This is a genomic window from Ruania halotolerans (assembly GCF_021049285.1).
GTDB lineage: Bacteria > Actinomycetota > Actinomycetes > Actinomycetales > Beutenbergiaceae > Ruania > Ruania halotolerans.
In genome coordinates, this window is the sequence record NZ_CP088017.1 from 2,787,242 (window position 1) to 2,804,651 (window position 17,410).

The window sequence follows — 17,410 nt, forward strand, 5'->3', positions numbered from 1 at the left end:
AGAAGGCCTTCGGCTCGACGACGGGAGTTGCGGCCACGTCGCGTCCTGGGCCGCCGCACTGTGTGCTCCGATCGTGACACAAAACTTTTTTGTAATCACCCCCCGGGTGCCGGACATGTATAGGTGTAAGGGACGGGGAGGAGGTGGATGAAGGCCAGCCCGGAGGGGCGGTTCGAGGCTCTCTACTGGGAGCATCACCGTGAGTTGCTGGCCTTCATCCGCCGCCGCACAGAGGCAGAAGCCGAGGACATCGTGGCCGAGACGTTCGTGGTGGCATGGCGTCGTATCGACGATGTGCCCGAGAACGCCCGACCATGGCTCTTCGGCGTGGCGCGCAATGTGCTGCGTAACCAGTTGCGCGCGCAGAACCGTCAGATGCTGCTCAAGGTGCGAATCGAGGAGCAGCCTGCCGAGCCTCACAGTGACCTGGCCACCTCGATCGCCGACAGGCGTGACCTCGTGGCCGCGTGGAACCGGCTCACCCCCGCCGAACAAGAGGTCATCTCCCTCGTGGCGTGGGAGGAACTCAGCAACGATGAGGCCGCCACGGTGCTCGGCACCACGAAGTCGGCCTTCACGGTCCGGCTGTTCCGGGCCCGGCGTCGGCTCCTGCACCTGCTGAACCGCACGACGCGTAAGGAGGGACGTGATGGCTGAAGACTCCACGCTCCTGCGCGCCGTCAGCGCGCTGAAGCCGTCCGTCCCTCCCGTGGACGAGGCCGATTCGCGTGCGCTCCTGGATCAGGTGCACGCCCGGATCGCCGACAGCACAGCGACAGCGGAGGACACGGCGCGGCTCACCCCGAAACAACCACCGGTCGCCGCGCGTCGCGTCCTTGCCGGCGCCGCCGCCGCGATATTGCTAGCCGTCGGTGTCGTGACCGTGAACAACTATGAGGACACCCCCGCGTATGCGGACTGGTCACCAGTGCCGACCGAACTCCGACCTGCAGAGATGGACGAGATCACCACCATCTGCCCAGATCGGTTCCTCGGTGCCCTAGATGGTGAGGAACCACCCGAGGTGACGCCGGTCCTCGGCGAACGTCGCGGTGAGTTCCAGGTACTTCTCTCGGCCTCCGAGGAGGGTGCGTACCAGTTCTGCATGCTGCTGCCCGATCCCGAATTCGACTCGGGGTACCGCCCGCACATCGAAAGCTACGACCCTGGTCCGAGCGCCCAGATCTGGCCATCCGACGACGACGGCGTGTACACGGCGCATACGGGAGATCCGTGGCGCCCGTCGCCCGACCACGGCCCGATGACGGTCATCTTCGGCACCGTGGGCAATGACGTCGAGGAGGTCGAGATTCACACCGAGAACGGCAGCTTCGCCGAAGCCAGCGTGATGGACGGCTGGTTCCTGGTCTGGTTCCCGGACGCAGTCCAACTGAGTGACACGGCCACCGTCACCACGAACGATGGCGACGAGGTCGAGGTGACGATCGAGCGTCCGGGCGGCTGATCGCCGTCGGCAGGCACCGCGATAGACTGACCGCACGGACACCCCGGGGCCGATCTGCCCCGTGGTCGACCGGCCGGATCTGGCCGGAGGGTCCCGCGCACCATCTCCGTCTCAGGTGAACCTGGAGTTCTTCGTGCTGCTGACCCGTCGCGCCGCCATCGTGTGCGCCGTCCCGCTCGTTCTCGCCCTCACAGCCTGTGGATCTGCAGGTGAGGCATCCCCCTCACCCGGCGCAGACGGCTCCGCGGAGACATCCGGCGACGCTGCCGCCGCCTACCCGGTCACCGTGGACAACTGCGGCACCGAGGTCACGGTGACCGAGGCGCCGATGCGCATCGTGACGATCAAGTCCACCTCCACCGAGATGGTGCTCGCCCTCGGCCTCGGTGACCGGCTGGTGGGAACCGCGTTCTCCGACGGCCCGTTCCCGGAAGACCTCGCCGGTGCCGGGGCGGAGGCGCCGGTGCTCGCCGAACGGGCGCCGTCGGAAGAGGTGGTGCTGGAGACCGAACCGGACCTCGTGTTCGCTGGGTGGGAGTCCAACTTCTCCGCCGACGGAGCCGGCGAGCGCACCGACCTGCAGGAGCTGGGCATCGCCACCTACGTCTCCCCCGCCGCCTGCCAGGGTGAGGGATACCAGCCGGACCCGCTCACGTTCGACCACATCTTCGGCTCCATCGAGGAGGCGGGCGCGCTGCTCGGTGCCCCCGACGCCGCCACCGAGCTGATCGAGGCCCAGCAGGCCGAACTCGCCGAGGTCGACGCCTCCGATGCCGGCCTGAGTGCGCTGTGGTACTCCTCCGGCTCCGACACCCCCTTCGTCGGGGCCGGGATCGGCGCCCCACAACTGCTCATGGAGACCGTCGGGCTGGAGAACATCATGGCCGACACCGCCGAGACCTGGGCGTCCGTCTCCTGGGAGGCCGTGGCGGAGCAGAACCCGGACGTGATCGTGCTGGTGGACTCCGCCTGGAACACGGCCGAGCACAAGATCGAGGTGCTCGAGTCCACCCCCACCACCTCGGTGCTGCCCGCCGTGCAGGAGGGCCGCTACCTCATCGTGCCGTTCCCGGCCAGTGAGGCCGGGGTGCGCAGCGTGCCCGCCGCCACCGATCTCGCCGCCCAGCTGACCGAGCTGGAGGCATCTGTGCCGTGACCGCTTCCGCCGTGCGGCGCAACCAGCCAGCCCCCACCCGTGCGCCGATTCCCGACGACGGCCCCTCGCCCGCGCCGGACGGCGCACCCCGGCGTGGGGTACTCAGGCTGTGGCTCCCCGCTGGCGCACTGGTGCTGCTCGGCTCGATGCTGGTGGCGCTCACGCTCGGCCCGGCGGCGATCACCCCGGCCGACGTCCTCGGCAGCGCCTGGCACCACGCGCTCACCTGGCTGGCCGATCGAGGACTGCCGCTCACCCCGCCGGAGAACCCGCTCACGGTGATCCGGGACGCGATCGTCTGGCAGGGGCGCGCACCGCGGCTGATCACCGCCGTGTGTGTGGGCGCCGGGCTGGCGCTATGTGGCGCCGTGATGCAGGCGATCACCCGCAACCCCCTCGCCGACCCCTATCTGCTCGGCGTCTCCTCCGGTGCGGCACTCGGCGCCGTCGCGGTGCTGTTGCTCGGTGTGGCCATCGCACTGCCGGTGGCTGCGTTCGTCGGAGCGCTGCTGGCCCTCGGTGCCACGCTGTCCTTGGCCGGGATCGGCGGACGACTCACCCCCGGGCGAACCATCCTCGCCGGTATCGCCGTGGCCCAGGCCTGCTCGGCCCTCGTCTCATTCGTGATCTTCTCCACCGCCCAGGGTGACTCCTACCGGGAGATCATCAACTGGCTGATGGGATCCCTCGCCTCGGCCAACTGGTCGTCTGTGGCCATCGCAGGGGCCGCCGTCGTGATCATCGGTGTGGCGCTGCTGGCGTACGGGCGCAGCCTGGACGCATTCGCATTCGGGGACACCGCGGCCGCCTCCCTCGGAGTGCACGTGCCGCGCACCCGGTGGCTGCTGCTCACTCTCACCGCCCTGCTCACCGGCGCGCTGGTGAGCGTGAGCGGGTCGATCGGCTTCGTCGGCCTGGTGCTCCCGCACGTGGTGCGGCTGCTCGTGGGTGCCCGGCACGTGCAGCTGCTCCCGCTCGCGGCCATCGGCGGCGGGATCTTCCTGCTCTGGGCCGACACCGGCGCACGCACGATCTTCGACCCCTCCGAAGTGCCGGTGGGCATCCTCACCGCAGCCATCGGCGCCCCCGTCTTCGCCTGGCTGCTGCTGCGGAACCGGAGCGCCTCATGAGCCTGGAAACCGCGAATCTGACCGTGGCGGACCTGTCGGCCGAAGGGCTCGGCTACCGGGTGGACTCGGCTCAGTTGCTCCGCGGCGTCGGCCTGACCCTGCGCGCCGGCGAGGTGACCGGAGTGCTCGGCCCGAACGGCTCCGGCAAATCCACCCTGTTGCGGCTGATCATCGGTGCGCTGCCGCCCAGCGCCGGGCAGTTGTACCTCGACGGGCAGGATGCACACACAATCAGCCGCCGGCGGCGAGCCCGCACATTGGCCTTGGTGGAACAGGAAGCACACACCGAGATCCGGCTCACCGCGCGCGAGGTGGTGCTGCTCGGTCGGATCCCGCATCGCTCGGCCTTCGGGGGCGACTCCCCGGACGACCTGATGCTGGCAGAGGAGAGCCTGGAGCGCGCCGGTGCCACGCACCTGGCCGACCGGGACTTCGGCACCCTCTCCGGCGGGGAACGGCAGCGGGTGCAACTGGCGCGGGCGCTCGCCCAGCGGCCGCGCCTGTTGTTGCTGGACGAGCCCACGAACCATCTCGACGTCGCCGCACAGCTGGCCATGCTCCGCCTCGTCCGGGACGTCGCCACCCACGGCACGGGAGTGTTAATGGCGCTGCACGATCTGGCCCATGCGGCGCAGGCGTGCGATCAGGTACTGGTGCTCGATCACGGTGAGGTCGCCGCGGCCGGGCCACCCCGGGAGGTGCTGACCCCGGAGCTCATCGCCTCCGTATACGGGGTGCAGGCGGAGTGGGTCCAGGGCCAGACCGGCACAACCCTCATCCTCACCCCCCTCCCCTGACGCGAGTGCGGAGCTTCTCGCTCATATGGCGAGATATACCCATAATCGCGGGCACTCGGTGGTCATCGAGTGCCCGCACGGGCGGGGCGGGGCGGTGCTCAGGTCGTGACCTCACGGGGCCGCAGCCAGGTACGGTGGCGTCATGTCGAAGGTGGGTGAGGTGATCCGCCGTGGCCGCCGTGCGCTGGCATGGTGGCTCGCGATTGCGGCGGCGGTGCACGGGGCGGCGATCGCGATCGTGGTGGCGGTGGACCTGGTGCGTAAGCGACGTGACCCTCCTGGCGGAGAGTTCCCCCACACCCCGCCGCGCACGCTGAAGATCGCCGAGTCGGAGGTGACCGTCTACACGTTCGGCCAGCACGTGTACGACGCGATGCTCGCCTCGATCCGCTCGGCCGAGCGAGTGATCTATTTCGAGACGTTCATCTGGAAGTCGGACGAGATCGGCCAGTTGTTCAAGGACGAGCTGATCGCCGCGGCGGAGCGCGGAGTCGAGGTCTATCTCGTCGTCGATTCGTGGGGAAACCTGGTGGTGGACCCACGGTTCAAGGAGATGCCCGAGCTGCCCACCCTGCACGTGCGGTGGTTTCCGTTCTTCCGCCCTGGGCTGCTCACCATGAACGTGCGCAAGACAGGCCGGGACCACCGCAAACTGCTGATCGTGGACGGTGCGGTCGGGTACGTCGGTGGGTACAACATCGGCTCCTTGTACGCCACGCAGTGGCGCGACACGCACGCGCGCCTCGCTGGTGCCTCGGTCTGGGAGTTGGAAGACTCGTTCGTCGACTTCTGGAACGAGAACCGCAAACGCCACCAACCGCGCCTTCCCGATCGTGGCGCACGCGCCTGGGAAGCGCGCATCCGCGGCGCGGAGAACGCGCCGAGCCGGTTGCTGTTCCCGATCCGAGCGCTCTACCTGCAGGCGATGGACCGCGCCGAGCACCACATCTACATCACCCAGGCGTACTTCATCCCGGACCGAGAGATCCTGGCCGCCCTGATCAACGCCGCGCAGCGCGGGGTGACGGTGCGCGTACTGGTGCCTAAGGTCTCCAACCACGTGATCGCCGACTGGGCTGCCCGCACGTACTACACCCAGCTGCTCAAGGCAGGTGTCGAGCTGTGGTTGTTCCGCGGGGCCATGGTGCACGCCAAGACGATGACCGTGGACGGGCGCTGGTCGACCATCGGCACGGCCAATATCGACCGGATGTCGATGACCGGGAACTTCGAGGTGAACCTGGAGATCTACGATGACGCGCTCGCCGAGCACATGGAGCAGGTCTTCGCCACCGATCTCACCAACGCCAGCCAGCTCACCCTCGCTCAGTGGAGCAAACGCAGGCCCATCACACGCGCCCTGGAGCAGCTCATCAAACCGTTCGGCCCGCTCCTGTAACGCAGCGTCAACGGCGCTGCTGCGGATCCTTCGCCTTCTTGCGTACCCGATTCGTCCACGCCGCTGCGAACCGCCCGGATGCACCCTGTTTACCGCGGCCGAGATAGGTGAACTCCTCTTTATCCGGCCCGCCAGGCACCCGCTTCGGCAGTGAGACCGAGGCAACGATCCAGCGCGGCAGACTGAGCCGACGCAGGATGGCCTTCAGCCGCTCGGATTCACTGGTGCTCTCGCCCAGTTCCTCGGCCAGGATATCGGCGAGAGTCTCGTTGGTGGATTCGGTGACGGGGCTGATGATCGCATCCGGGTCGTCCACCTCGTCGGTGGTCTCGCACAACTCCAGCAACGTCTCGGCCATGTCCTCGTGGTCCGGCTCCTCGAAGCCCGTCATCACTGGCTCGCCGAACTCGTCCAGCACGATCGCGGCCTCATCGACGTCGTCGGGCGGGTCCGAGTCGTAGCGCAACCGCTCTTCGCTACCGCGCCAGGCAAGCAGCCGCAGCCGTTCCTCCCGGTCCACCTCCACGGCCAGGACCACTGCATCCAGTGCTGCTGCACTCTCTTGCGTCACCGTGTCGATCGTGCGCCGGTTCGATGCCACCGAGCCACGCGCGTTCGCCGCAATGGCCACCACCCAGCGCCCCTCCTGGGGTCCCACCCACCCGGTGAAGCCGAGTTCGCCGAGCACATCGAGCACCCGTTCGCGTGGCGCGGCGAGATAGAGCCCGCTATAGCTCTGCCGAATGGGCTCATCAGCGTCCGAGAGGCCGGCCACCCCTGCCGGAGGAATCATGCTCATCAGGCCATCCTCTCGCGAACACCCCGGCTCCCGCACCTGTGATCAAGTGCACAGAGTGCACAATTGCACTTAGTGCACTTTTGGTGTGACAGTGGAGCCATGACGCTGCCCGACTCCCCCGCCGAGATCGGTCTGCGCGAACGGAAGCGCGCTGAAACCCGTGCGCGGTTCGCCCGAGCCGCATTCGACCTTGCCCGCACTCGGGGCGTGGATGGCTTCACCATCGACGAACTCGCTGACGCGGTCGGCGTCGCCCGGCGCACGTTCTTCAACCACTTCACCTCCAAAGAGGAAGCAGTCAGTCACATCGTGGCGATGAAGGTCCACGAGGCGCTCGCATCCCTGGCACACCCCGGCGCCACGCTTGGGCTCGATGACTGCCGGGTGATCGAGTCCTTCGGTCGTACCGGCCTGCTCGGCACGATCGCACAGGTCACGCGCGCACTGCTGGCGCCCGACGTGATCACTCTGTTCCGCCAGTTCGGCGAACTCACGTTCACGCACCCAACCCTGATACCGCTGGCCCGCCAGGTCGAGGAAGAGGCCCGCCAGCGTGCAGCGGAGGTGCTCAGGAGCCCGGAGTTCGGGGCGCTGGACCCGCTCGCTGCGCGACTGGTGCCCGGCGTCGTGGTCTCCACCGTGGCCGCCGTGATCCAGCGGGAGATCGCTGTGACCGAACTCGACGGGCCGATCGAGGGAGCCATGACCATCGATGAACTCGTCGAGCAGATCCTCACCTTCCTCACCCAGGGCATCGGCACCACCGGTGTCCGCTCCCACCCAGACCACCCGACCGCCTGAACAACCGGCTGCCTGAACCGCGCATCATCCTCCGAAAGGGATCACCTGTGTCCACCCTGCTCTACCGCCTGGGACGCTTCGCCTACCGCGCGAAGTGGCGCGTGCTCGTCGTCTGGATCGCCGTGCTTGCGGCGGTCGGCGTGGCACTCGCCCTGAACCCGCCACAGACCTCCACCGAGTTCCGCATCGATGGCACGCCCGCCCAGGACGTGCTGGATCAGCTCGCCGAGGAGATGCCGGACGCCTCCGGCGCCTCGGCATCGATCGTGTTCACTGCCCCGGACGGCAACCGCATCGACGATCCGCAGGCCGCTGCCGCGATCGCCGACGCCGTGGCGCAGATCAATGCCAGCGACAGTGTCGTCACCGACGATGCCCCCTCGCAGAGCGACCCGAGCGAGATGTCGCAGGAGGAGGCCGCCGCGATGCAGGCGATGGCGGACGCCTTCAGCCCTGCTGGCGACCTCGAACTGATCCCGCTCCTCGACGGCGAGGCGCCTGTTCCCGGGGTGATCACCTCGGCCGATGGCAGCCTGGCGATGCTCACGGTCCAACTCACCGACCAGGTCATGGAGCTGCCCGAGGGCGCCACGGATGAGATCGTCGACGCCGCCGCGACGGCGGAGAGCGCGGGGCTCACCGTGCTCCCCTCGCAGAGCCTCACTCAGACGTTCGAGTCCCCGATCGGCAGCAACGAAATCGTCGGCCTCGTCGTGGCGGCAGTCGTGCTGATCATCACCCTCGGATCGCTCGTGGTCGCCGGTTTGCCGCTGATCACCGCCCTGATCGGGGTCGGCGTCGGTGTGGGGACGGCCTATGCGCTCTCCAGCATGATCGCGATGACCTCGGTCACCCCGGTGCTGGCGCTGATGATCGGTTTGGCGGTCGGGATCGACTACGCCCTGTTCATCCTGAACCGGGCTCGCCGGTTGGTCATCGACCAGGGCCTGAGCGCCTATGAGGCCACTGGCCGGGCGGTCGGTACGGCGGGCAGTGCCGTGTTCTTCGCCGGCCTCACCGTGATCGTCGCGCTCAGCGGACTGGCTGTGGTGGGCGTGGAATTCCTCACCATCATGGCCCTGATTGCCGCAGCCACTGTGGCGATCGCCGTCGTGGTGGCACTCACCCTGCTCCCGGCGATCCTCGGCTTCGTCGGCGAACGGCTCGTACCCACCAAGCAGCGCCGCGCCGCTGAGGCGGACACCGACGAGCTGGAGCGCCCGAAACTGGCCACCCGCTGGGCATCCGGCCTGGTCCGGCGCAAGGGATTGGTGACAATCGGCGTCGTCGCTCTCCTGGGCGTGATCGCCGTGCCATTCGCGAGTATGCAGCTGAACCTGCCCTCAGCGGGAACCGCCAACCTGGACACCGTGGAACGGCAGAGTTATGACGCGATCAGTGAGGGCTTCGGTGAGGGCTTCAATGCCCCACTGCTCGTGGTGGCCGAGTCCGCCGACGGCTTCGACCCCGAGGCGATCACCGCGCTCAAGGACGACCTGCTCGCCGCTGACGACGTCAACGCCGTGATCCCCTCGGGGCAGTCCGAGAACGGCGACCTGCTCACCCTCACCGTGGTGCCGGTCGACGGCCCCAATGCCGAATCCACCTCCGAACTCGTGGAAGAACTGCGTGAGCTCGACCTGGCGGGAATCGACCTTGGCGTCACGGGAGTCACGGCGATCAATATCGATATGTCCGAGGTGCTCTCCGATGCCCTGATCCCCTACCTGGCGGTGATCGTGGCGCTCTCCCTGATCATCCTGCTGCTGGTCTTCCGGTCGCTGTTCGTACCCCTGACGGCGACCCTCGGCTTCGTGCTGAGCATCGCCGCGACCCTCGGGGCCACCACGGCCGTCTTCCAGTGGGGCTGGGCGAAGGAACTCTTCGGCTTCGACACCCCGGGCCCGTTGCTCAGCTTCCTGCCGATCATCATCACCGGGATCCTGTACGGGCTCGCGATGGACTACCAGGTGTTCCTGGTCTCCTCGATGCGCGAATCGCACGTCCACGGCCACCCCGGCGTCAAGGGTGTCGTGCACGGGTACCAGCTCGCCGCCCGCGTGGTGGTGGCCGCCGCGATCATCATGGTCTCGGTGTTCGCCGGGTTCATCTTCGCCCACGATGCGATGATCAAGCAGATCGGCTTCGCCCTGGCGATCGGGATCCTGTTCGACGCCTTCGTGGTGCGGATGACCCTCATTCCCGCGGTGATGGCGATCGCCGGGGAGAAGGCCTGGTGGCTACCGCGGTGGCTGGAGAAGATCTTGCCGAACCTGGACGTGGAGGGCGACAAGCTGGTCCGCTCCCTCGCCGAGGCCGGCGGGGCTGAGGAGACGGCGACCCACAAGCCGAAGCACTCGATCGACGCCTGAGCGTGCTCCGCATCGGCAGTTCAGCTGCCGGTGCGGAACATGTCCTCCTCGGGCGGGCGAATGGCCACCTGGGCGCCGTCGCCGTCCTCTGCCGTGACCAGGTGGCTCAACCCACGCAGGACGGCGACCGGTCGCCCGCCCGTTTTCCCTCGCACCAGGTCCGCTGCCGCGGCGATTTCATCGGCGACGGCGATCACGGTGGCACGCAGCTCCCGCCCGTTGCCATCGCGCTGGCTGCGCAGATCCTGCAGCACGTCCAGACCGGCAGCGCCGATGCTGATATCGGCGATCCCGCGCCGCCAGGGCCGGCCCACCGAGTCGGTCACCAGCACCCCGGGGCGCATCCCGAGCCGGGCGTTCAGGCCCCGGCGCAGCCGGCGTGCGGACTCGTCGGGATCCTCGGGCAGCAACAGCACCGTCCCGGGGAGCACATTGGAGGAATCCACTCCTGCGGCGGCCATCACCAGACCTTGGCGGTTCTCCACGATCTTGAGCGTCGACCCATCGGGGTAGTTCCGGGTGGCCACCACGCGCACGGTCTCTTCGTCGATCACCGCGTCCCGGTCGGCGGCCTTGCGCAGTCGCCCCTCGGCCTTGGCCACCACCTTGGAGGCCACCACCACGATGTCGCCCTCGGCCAGGCCGCTCGTGCCGTCCGGCCAGGTGAGCGAGCCGAGCACCGGGGTGAGTGCGGCGGCCAGATCGGTCGAGGAGGTGACCTCGGGCACGCCGTCGGGGGCTTGGGCAAGCAACATCAATGGACCACCTTGGGAAGAACGTCGGTACCGAACACGCGCAGGAACTCGTCCTGATTGCGACCCACATTGTGCAGGTAGATGCGGCTGGCGCCCAGATCCACGTAGCGCTGGATCTCCCGCAGGTGGTCCTCGGTGTCCGCGGAGACCACCATCGCACCGGCGAAGTCGCCCGGGCGCACCAGTTTCGCAATCTGCGCCACCTCGAACGGTGAGCGCAGGTCCGCCTTGGAGAACTTCATCGCCCCGTTCGGCCACTCGGTCACGGCGTTGCGCACGGCCTCGGCCTCGGTACGCGCCCAGGAGAGGTGCAGGCGGATCACCCTGGGCATCGCCGTGGCGTCCTTGCCGGCGTCCTTGGCACCTGCGGCGAACCGGCCGAACAGCTGGCCCACCTTCTCGCTCGTGCCGCCCATCGTGATCAGACCGTCGGCGTGCCGACCAGCCCGGCGTGCGGTGACCGGCCCGGCCGTGGCCACGAGAATCTCCGGCGCTGTGGGCGGCATCGTCCACAGCCGCGTGGACTCCAGGGTGAAGTACTCCCCCGAGTGCTTGTGGTCCTTGCCTGCCAGCGAACTGGAGAACAGCTTGCTGATCATGTCGATCGCCTCGAACATGCGGTTGATCCGCTCCGGTGCCTCCGGCCAGTAGCGGCCCACCACGTGCTCATTGATCGCCTCGCCGGAGCCGATCCCGAGCCAGTGCCGTCCCGGGTACATCGCCGCCAGCGTGGCGCTCGCCTGGGCCAGCACGGCCGGGTGCCAACGGAACGTCGGTACGCTCACGCCAGGGCCGACGTCGCCAGCTGTCCGTTCGGCCACAGCGGCCAGCACGTTCCACACGAAGGCCGCCTGTCCTTGCGCGGGCACCCACGGCTGCATCACATCGGTGGCCATCACGCCGGTGAAGCCGCTGCGTTCGGCAGTCTGTGCCAGGTCGACGGCGTCCCTCGGGTGCAGCTGCTCCAGTGCAGCCGCGTAGCCGATCGTCACCATGCCAGCCACCTTAGACGCCAGATGGTCAGGCCTCGGAGAGCACGGCCGCGATGGTCGGGTGGGCGTCGATATAGGCGTCCACCACATCGCGCGCCACGGCCGCCGAGTCCACCAGCGGGTGCACGGCGAAGGCATGCCACGCCTCCTGCCGGGAGCCGGACCGGGAGGCCGAGATGATCCCGCGATCTGCGGCTTTCACGGCCGTGACCAGCGCGAGCTCGTCGAGGGTGAGCGCAGTGGGTGGCACCTCTGGGCGGATGCCATCGCGATCGACCGCGCACGGCACCTCGATCACCGCGTCATCCGGCAGCGTCGGGATGATCCCGTTGTTCGCCACATCGAGGATCATCCGATGCCGCTCCCCCGCGAGCAGGGCCGCCATCAGGTCCACCGCTACCTCGTGGTAGCCGCCACCTTCGAGGTCCTGGTCCTCCCTCTCCTGTTCCCGGGCCTCGGCCATGTAGGTGGCCTCACGTTCGGCGAGCGTGGCCGACCACACCGCACGAGGATCCTGCGTCTGGCCGGCGTCAAGGTAGAACTGGCGCTGTTGGGCATCGAGGAACTCGCCTCGGGTCTGCGCCGATTCCCTGATCCGGGCAACCGCCTCGCGGGTGTAGTCGTAGTAATAGAGGTACTCGTTCGGGAGCGCCCCGCGTGCCCGCACCCAGTCCAGGCCGAGAGTGCGGGCCTCCTCGATCTGCCCCAGCAGCCGGTCGTCGGCGAGGAGCTCGGGAAGCCGGTCCACGCCGCCGGTGCGCAAACCGTGCAACCAGCCGAGGTGGTTCAACCCCAGGTAGTCCACCTTGACGGACTCCGCGGCCGGGTCCACGCCGAGCACGCGAGCGACCCGGCGCACCAGGCCGATCGGGGTATCGCAGATGCCCACCACGCGCTCGCCCAGGTGAGTGCGCATGGCCTCGGTGATCAGCCCGGCAGGGTTCGTGAAGTTGATCGTCCATGCCTGAGGCGCGAGCTCGGCGATCCGCGACGCCACATGCTCCATTATCGGCAGTGTGCGCAGCGCGTACGCCAGCCCCCCGGGGCCGATGGTCTCCTGACCGAGCAGTCCGCGCTCCAACGCCACACGTTCGTCGAGGACGCGCCCGCGGGTGCCGCCCACCCGGATCGCGGCGAACACCACATCGGCGCCCGTAACAGCATCGTCGAGGTCGGTGGTGGCCCGGACCCGGAGGGGGTCAGCACCGTTACTCGCGGCCGCCTCACCCGAGCCGGGCCCGGTCAGCACCTCGTGCATCACGGCAAGTCGGCCGGGGTCGGCGTCGAAGAGCACCACCTCGGTGATCGGCACCCGGTGGCGGGCGGCGAGTACCGCAGAGTAGACGAGCGGGACGCGGAATCCGCCTCCACCGAGGATTACCAGCTTCATATGCGTCAACGTATCCCAGGTGGTGGCAGACTCAGGAACCACCATGACCCACCCAAGCGCCCCTGGATCTGCCGAGCCCGAGTTCGACGTCCTCCTCGCCGGCACCGTGTTCTTTGACATCGTATTCACCGGCTTCGACAAACCACCCTCCCCGGGCACTGAAGTGTGGACGCACGGGATGGGCTCCTCCCCGGGCGGGATCGCGAACCTCGCCGTCGCCACCGCACGCCTGGGTCTGTGCACCGGCCTGGCGGCCGGGTTCGGCGACGATCTGTACGGGGACTGGATGTGGCAGGTGCTGCGCGACCAGGAACGGGTGGACCTGAGCCGGTCCAGGCGCTTCCACGCCTGGCACACCCCGGTCACGGTCTCCCTCGCGATGAACGACGACCGCAGCATGGTCACCCACGGTCACCCGCCGCTTGAACACGTCGCCACGCTCCTCGACCCTCCCCCCACCACCCGCGCCGTACTCGCCGACCTCGGCGACCCGGAGGTACGCGCGGCGAGCTGGTGGCGGACGGCAGCCGCCGGCGGCGCCCTCGTCTTCGCCGATGCCGGGTGGGACCCTGCCGAGCAGTGGGACCGCCGCATTCTGACCGATCTGGAGGGGTGCCACGCCTTCACTCCGAACGCGCAGGAGGCGATGGGGTACACCCGTACCGATACTCCGCGCGCGGCCCTGCACGCGCTGGCCGATCATGTGCCCTTGGCTGTGGTGACCCGCGGACACGAGGGCGTCCTGGCGATCGACTCCGCCACCGGTGAGGAGGCCGAGGTGCCAGCCCTGGAAGTTGCCGCGATCGACCCGACCGGCGCCGGGGACGTGTTCGCCGCCGCTCTCGTGCTCGGCACGCTCCGCGGGTGGCCGCTGACGACGCGCCTGCGGTTCTCCGCATTGTGCTCCTCCCTCGCGGTGCAGCAGTTCGGCGGGTCACTCGCGGCCCCCGGGTGGGGCGATATCTCCGACTGGTGGCGCACCATGCGCGCTCGCTCCGCGGAGGGCGACCCACAGGCACAGGTCAGCACCGAGGCGTACGGTTTCCTCACCGATTGCCTGGCCGGCGTCACCACCCGCCGGGTCCGCCGCGCGGAAGCCACGATCGCACGGTTCTCCGATGCAGACCGCAGTAGTCCCGACCTCGAACCACCCACCACCACTCGTCAGGAAGAAGAACAGTCATGAAGTCACGACGTCGCGGTCTGCTGGCCGCCACGACGGTCACCCTGGCGACCACCCTCGCGCTCGCCGCCTGCGCCCCTGGCACCGGAACTGGAGACGAAACCGCCAGCCCCGGAGCCACCGACGCCGAGGTCAGCACCGATCTGGCCGCACTGGGCGAGGTGACCTTGACCGTCTGGGACCAGGAGACCCGGGGCGGACAGGACGAGCAGATGGCCCAACTGAACGCAGCCTTCGAAGAGGCGTACCCGAATATCTCGATCAACCGGAACTCCCAGTCCTTCGACGACCTGGAAACGACCCTGCGTGGCGCCCTGACCGGCAACGACGCCCCGGATGTGGTGCAGGCGAACAATTCCCGCGGCACCATGGGCGCTTTCGTCTCCGCCGGGCTGCTGCGCGACCTCGAACCGTACGCCGAGGCGTATGGCTGGGCCGACCGGTTCAGCGAGGATGTGCTCGCCGTCTCGCGCTACTCCCCCGACGGCGTCACGTTCGGTTCGGGGTCGCTGTACGGCCTCCCTCAGGTCGGTGAGGTTGTCGGGGTGTTCTATTCCCGCTCCGCCCTTGAGCCGATCGCCACGGAGGACGAGTTGCGCAGTGCCGATTGGGAGACGTTCACCGGGATGCTCGCCGATGCCGCCGACGCCGGCCTGACCCCGGTCCAGCTCGGCAATATCGAGGGGTGGCCGGCCGGTCACGTGTTCGGTCCGATCCAGGCACAGCATGTGCCCGCCGAAGACATCCGTGCCCTCGCGACGGGGAACGAGGGCGCCTCCTGGACCAGCGAGGGCAACATGGCCGCAGCCGCGGAGTTGATCGAGTGGTCCGAGGCGGGCTACTTCAACGAAGGCCCGAATGGCACCGACTACGACGCTGCCTGGTCCGCATTCGCCGAGGGCGACGGGGTCTTCCTGATCGGTGGTTCCTGGCTGGCGGCCGATCTGGAGGCGGCGATGGGTGACGATGTCGGCTTCGTGGTGCCGACCACCGCCGACGGCACCGCCGCGACGACCGGCGGCACCGGCCTGCCGTTCGCGGTGACCGAGCAGAGCCCGAATGCCGATGCCGCTGCCGGCTACATCGACTTCATCACCAGCGATGAGGCCATGGAGGTACTCGCCGAGACTGGCAACATGCCGGTGAACCGGACCGCCGAACTCGCTCCGGAGTCGGGCGTGAACGCCGACATCTATGCCGCCTTCGGAGCGGTCAGTGAGGAAGGCGAGTTGTTGCCGTACCTCGACTGGGCCACACCGACGATGGGCGACACCTTGGGCGCCACGTTGCAGGATCTGATCGGTGGCCAGGCCGACCCGGAACAGGCCATGTCGACCCTGGAAGAGGACTACTCAGCGTTCGTGTCCGAGGGCTGAGGTGACCAGCCCGACGACGCCCGCTCGCCGGGCTCCCAGTCAGCCACGGGGGCAGCGCCGTCGGCACCCGTGGTACCGCCCATGGTTGTACCTCGCCCCGGCCCTGGTGGTCTATGGCGGTTTCCTGCTGTTCCCGTTGGTGCGGTCGGCGCAATTCTCCCTCTTCGCCTGGGACGGGCTGGGCGCGTCGGAGTTCGTGGGGCTGGCCCACTACGCCGACCTGGTGGCCGATCCGGACCTGCGGGCCGCATTCGGCCATGCGCTCGTCCTGATCGGGTTCTTCGCGCTGGTGCCCCTCGTGCTCGGGCTGATCACCGCCGCAGTGTTACGCAGGGGCCGGGTACGCGGCCTGAGCCTGTTCCGCACCGTGGTGTTCGTGCCACAGGTGATCGCCATGGTGGTGGTGGCCGTGGCATGGCGGCAGATCTACGCACCGGACGGGCCGTTGAATGCGGTACTGGACGCCGTCGGACTGGACGCGCTCACGCGCGCCTGGCTGGGTGACTACACCTGGACCCTGCCCGCCGTGGGCGTGGTGGGCACCTGGGTGCAAACCGGCCTGGTGACGGTGTTGCTGCTGGCTGGGATGAGCCGGGTCCCGAACGAACTGTACGAGGCGGCCCGCCTGGATGGCGCGAACGCCGTCCGGGAGTTCTTCGCGATCACACTGCCCAGCGTGCGAGGTGAGGTCGCGGTGGCGCTCACGCTGACCATCGTGGCCGCGCTGAAGACGTTCGATCTGGTGTACGTGACCACCAGCGGTGGGCCAGGCAACTCCACCACGGTGCCCGCCTACGAGGTCTTCCAACGGGCGTTCCGCACGGGTGAGGTCGGCTCAGCGGCGGCAATCGCCGTCACCCTGACCGCCTTGGTGTTCGCGATCAACCTCGTGGTGAACCGCATCGGTGGGCGGGAGGGGCACCGATGATCGTCTCCCGGGCCGAACGGGCCATGAACTACGCGGTACTCACCGTGGCTGCGCTGGCGGCACTGGCACCGATCGCCATCATCGTGATCACCTCACTGCAACCAGGCAGCGGCCAGAGTGGACTGCAGCTGTCGAACTACACGCAGGCGTGGGTCGAAGGCGAGTTCTCGCACTACCTGCGGACCTCCATGCTCGTCTCCGGCACGGTACTCGCAATCGCGCTGCCGTGTTCGGTACTCGCCGGCTACGCACTCGGCACCATCCGGTTCCGTGGATCCTCACTGCTCTTCGGGGTGTTCCTGCTTGGGATCATGGTGCCCGCCGAGGCGATCGTGGTGCCCTTGTTCTACGACCTGCGCACCCTCGGTCTGACGAACACGCTCTGGGCGGTCGCCCTGCCGCAAGCCGCGCAGTCGATCGCCTTCGGTACCTACTGGATGCGCACCTACTTCCGCACCGCGCCACGGTCGCTGATCGAAGCGGCCACGCTGGATGGTGCCAGCGAGCGCCGGGTGCTGTGGTCGATCCTGGTACCGATCGGGCGCCCGGCGATCGTGACGATGACCGTGCTGGTGTTCCTGTGGACCTGGAATGAGTTCCTCATCCCGCTGGTGATGAGCCCGAACGGGTCATTCCGCACCGCACCGTTGGCGCTCGCCCTCTTCCAGGGCCAGCACGTTCAGGCGACGTCGTTGCTCGCAGCAGCCGCTGTGCTCGTGGCCCTGCCGGTGGTGATCGTGTACCTGGTGCTGCAACGGCATGTGATCGCGGGAATGCTTGAGGGCTCGGTGCGCGAATAGGACCGCGGCGACTGCGCCGAGGGGGCCCGAATGGATTCGCACGCAGGTCTGCCGATCTGGGATGATC

General features: G+C 68.4%; 16 protein-coding genes. 12 read left to right on the forward strand and 4 right to left on the reverse strand.

What is annotated here, in order from left to right; genetic code table 11:
- The first annotated feature begins 147 nt into the window (after positions 1-147).
- The 6 genes from LQF10_RS12410 (at position 148) to LQF10_RS12435 (ending at position 5,947) form a co-directional block, all read left to right on the forward strand.
- Positions 148-657 (forward strand): RNA polymerase sigma factor, encoded by a 510-nt coding sequence (locus LQF10_RS12410; protein ID WP_231064162.1) that lies wholly within the window; start codon positions 148-150, stop codon positions 655-657.
- Positions 650-1,465, forward strand: coding sequence for a hypothetical protein (locus LQF10_RS12415; protein WP_231064163.1), 816 nt, complete (start codon positions 650-652; stop codon positions 1,463-1,465). Before LQF10_RS12410 ends, LQF10_RS12415 begins: the two co-directional genes overlap by 8 nt.
- Positions 1,466-1,580: 115 nt before the next feature.
- Positions 1,581-2,621 carry a putative F420-0 ABC transporter substrate-binding protein gene (locus tag LQF10_RS12420; RefSeq protein ID WP_354002579.1) on the forward strand — a complete coding sequence of 347 codons (1,041 nt, stop codon included), beginning with the start codon at positions 1,581-1,583 and terminating at the stop codon, positions 2,619-2,621.
- Entirely contained in the window at positions 2,618-3,751 is a 1,134-nt protein-coding gene (locus tag LQF10_RS12425) for a putative F420-0 ABC transporter permease subunit (RefSeq protein ID WP_435531398.1), read from the forward strand. Before LQF10_RS12420 ends, LQF10_RS12425 begins: the two co-directional genes overlap by 4 nt.
- Entirely contained in the window at positions 3,748-4,548 is an 801-nt protein-coding gene (locus tag LQF10_RS12430) for an ABC transporter ATP-binding protein (RefSeq protein WP_231064164.1), read from the forward strand. Before LQF10_RS12425 ends, LQF10_RS12430 begins: the two co-directional genes overlap by 4 nt.
- Positions 4,549-4,690: 142 nt before the next feature.
- Positions 4,691-5,947: a phospholipase D-like domain-containing protein gene (locus LQF10_RS12435; protein WP_231064165.1), complete on the forward strand. Its 1,257-nt coding sequence runs from the start codon at positions 4,691-4,693 to the stop codon at positions 5,945-5,947.
- Positions 5,948-5,954: 7 nt separating this feature from the next.
- Here the strand turns inward: LQF10_RS12435 and LQF10_RS12440 are convergent, their stop codons facing one another.
- Positions 5,955-6,746: a hypothetical protein gene (locus LQF10_RS12440; RefSeq protein WP_231064166.1), complete on the reverse strand. Its 792-nt coding sequence runs from the start codon at positions 6,744-6,746 to the stop codon at positions 5,955-5,957.
- A gap of 99 nt (positions 6,747-6,845) precedes the next feature.
- Here LQF10_RS12440 and LQF10_RS12445 point away from each other — a divergent pair, with 99 nt between their 5' ends.
- Together LQF10_RS12445 and LQF10_RS12450 are read left to right on the forward strand one after the other, a co-directional pair.
- A complete protein-coding gene (locus LQF10_RS12445; protein ID WP_231064167.1) occupies positions 6,846-7,547 on the forward strand; it encodes a TetR/AcrR family transcriptional regulator in 702 nt (233 codons plus the stop codon).
- 47 nt (positions 7,548-7,594) lie between these two features.
- On the forward strand, positions 7,595-9,919 hold the full coding sequence (locus LQF10_RS12450) for an MMPL family transporter (RefSeq protein WP_231064168.1): 2,325 nt from the start codon (positions 7,595-7,597) through the stop codon (positions 9,917-9,919).
- Between the two features lie 20 nt (positions 9,920-9,939).
- On the opposite strand, the gene cofE is transcribed toward LQF10_RS12450, so the two are convergent.
- The 3 genes from cofE to LQF10_RS12465 are packed head-to-tail and all read right to left on the reverse strand — an operon-like array spanning position 9,940 to position 13,056.
- Positions 9,940-10,674, reverse strand: coding sequence for a coenzyme F420-0:L-glutamate ligase (cofE, locus tag LQF10_RS12455; protein ID WP_231064169.1), 735 nt, complete (start codon positions 10,672-10,674; stop codon positions 9,940-9,942).
- Complete coding sequence (locus LQF10_RS12460) at positions 10,674-11,669, reverse strand: TIGR03557 family F420-dependent LLM class oxidoreductase (protein WP_231064170.1); 996 nt, start codon at positions 11,667-11,669, stop codon at positions 10,674-10,676. Before LQF10_RS12460 ends, cofE begins: the two co-directional genes overlap by 1 nt.
- Before the next feature lie 25 nt (positions 11,670-11,694).
- On the reverse strand, positions 11,695-13,056 hold the full coding sequence (locus LQF10_RS12465) for a family 4 glycosyl hydrolase (RefSeq protein WP_231064171.1): 1,362 nt from the start codon (positions 13,054-13,056) through the stop codon (positions 11,695-11,697).
- A 43-nt stretch (positions 13,057-13,099) separates the two neighbouring features.
- Here LQF10_RS12465 and LQF10_RS12470 point away from each other — a divergent pair, with 43 nt between their 5' ends.
- The 4 genes from LQF10_RS12470 to LQF10_RS12485 are packed head-to-tail and all read left to right on the forward strand — an operon-like array spanning position 13,100 to position 17,343.
- Positions 13,100-14,242, forward strand: a complete 1,143-nt coding sequence (locus LQF10_RS12470) for a PfkB family carbohydrate kinase (protein ID WP_231064172.1) — start codon at positions 13,100-13,102, stop codon at positions 14,240-14,242.
- Positions 14,239-15,615, forward strand: coding sequence for an extracellular solute-binding protein (locus LQF10_RS12475; protein WP_231064173.1), 1,377 nt, complete (start codon positions 14,239-14,241; stop codon positions 15,613-15,615). The genes LQF10_RS12470 and LQF10_RS12475 overlap by 4 nt, the downstream gene beginning before the upstream one ends.
- Before the next feature lies 1 nt (position 15,616).
- A complete protein-coding gene (locus LQF10_RS12480; protein WP_435531399.1) occupies positions 15,617-16,543 on the forward strand; it encodes a carbohydrate ABC transporter permease in 927 nt (308 codons plus the stop codon).
- Entirely contained in the window at positions 16,540-17,343 is an 804-nt protein-coding gene (locus LQF10_RS12485; RefSeq protein ID WP_231064174.1) for a carbohydrate ABC transporter permease, read from the forward strand. The genes LQF10_RS12480 and LQF10_RS12485 overlap by 4 nt, the downstream gene beginning before the upstream one ends.
- Positions 17,344-17,410 lie beyond the last annotated feature (67 nt).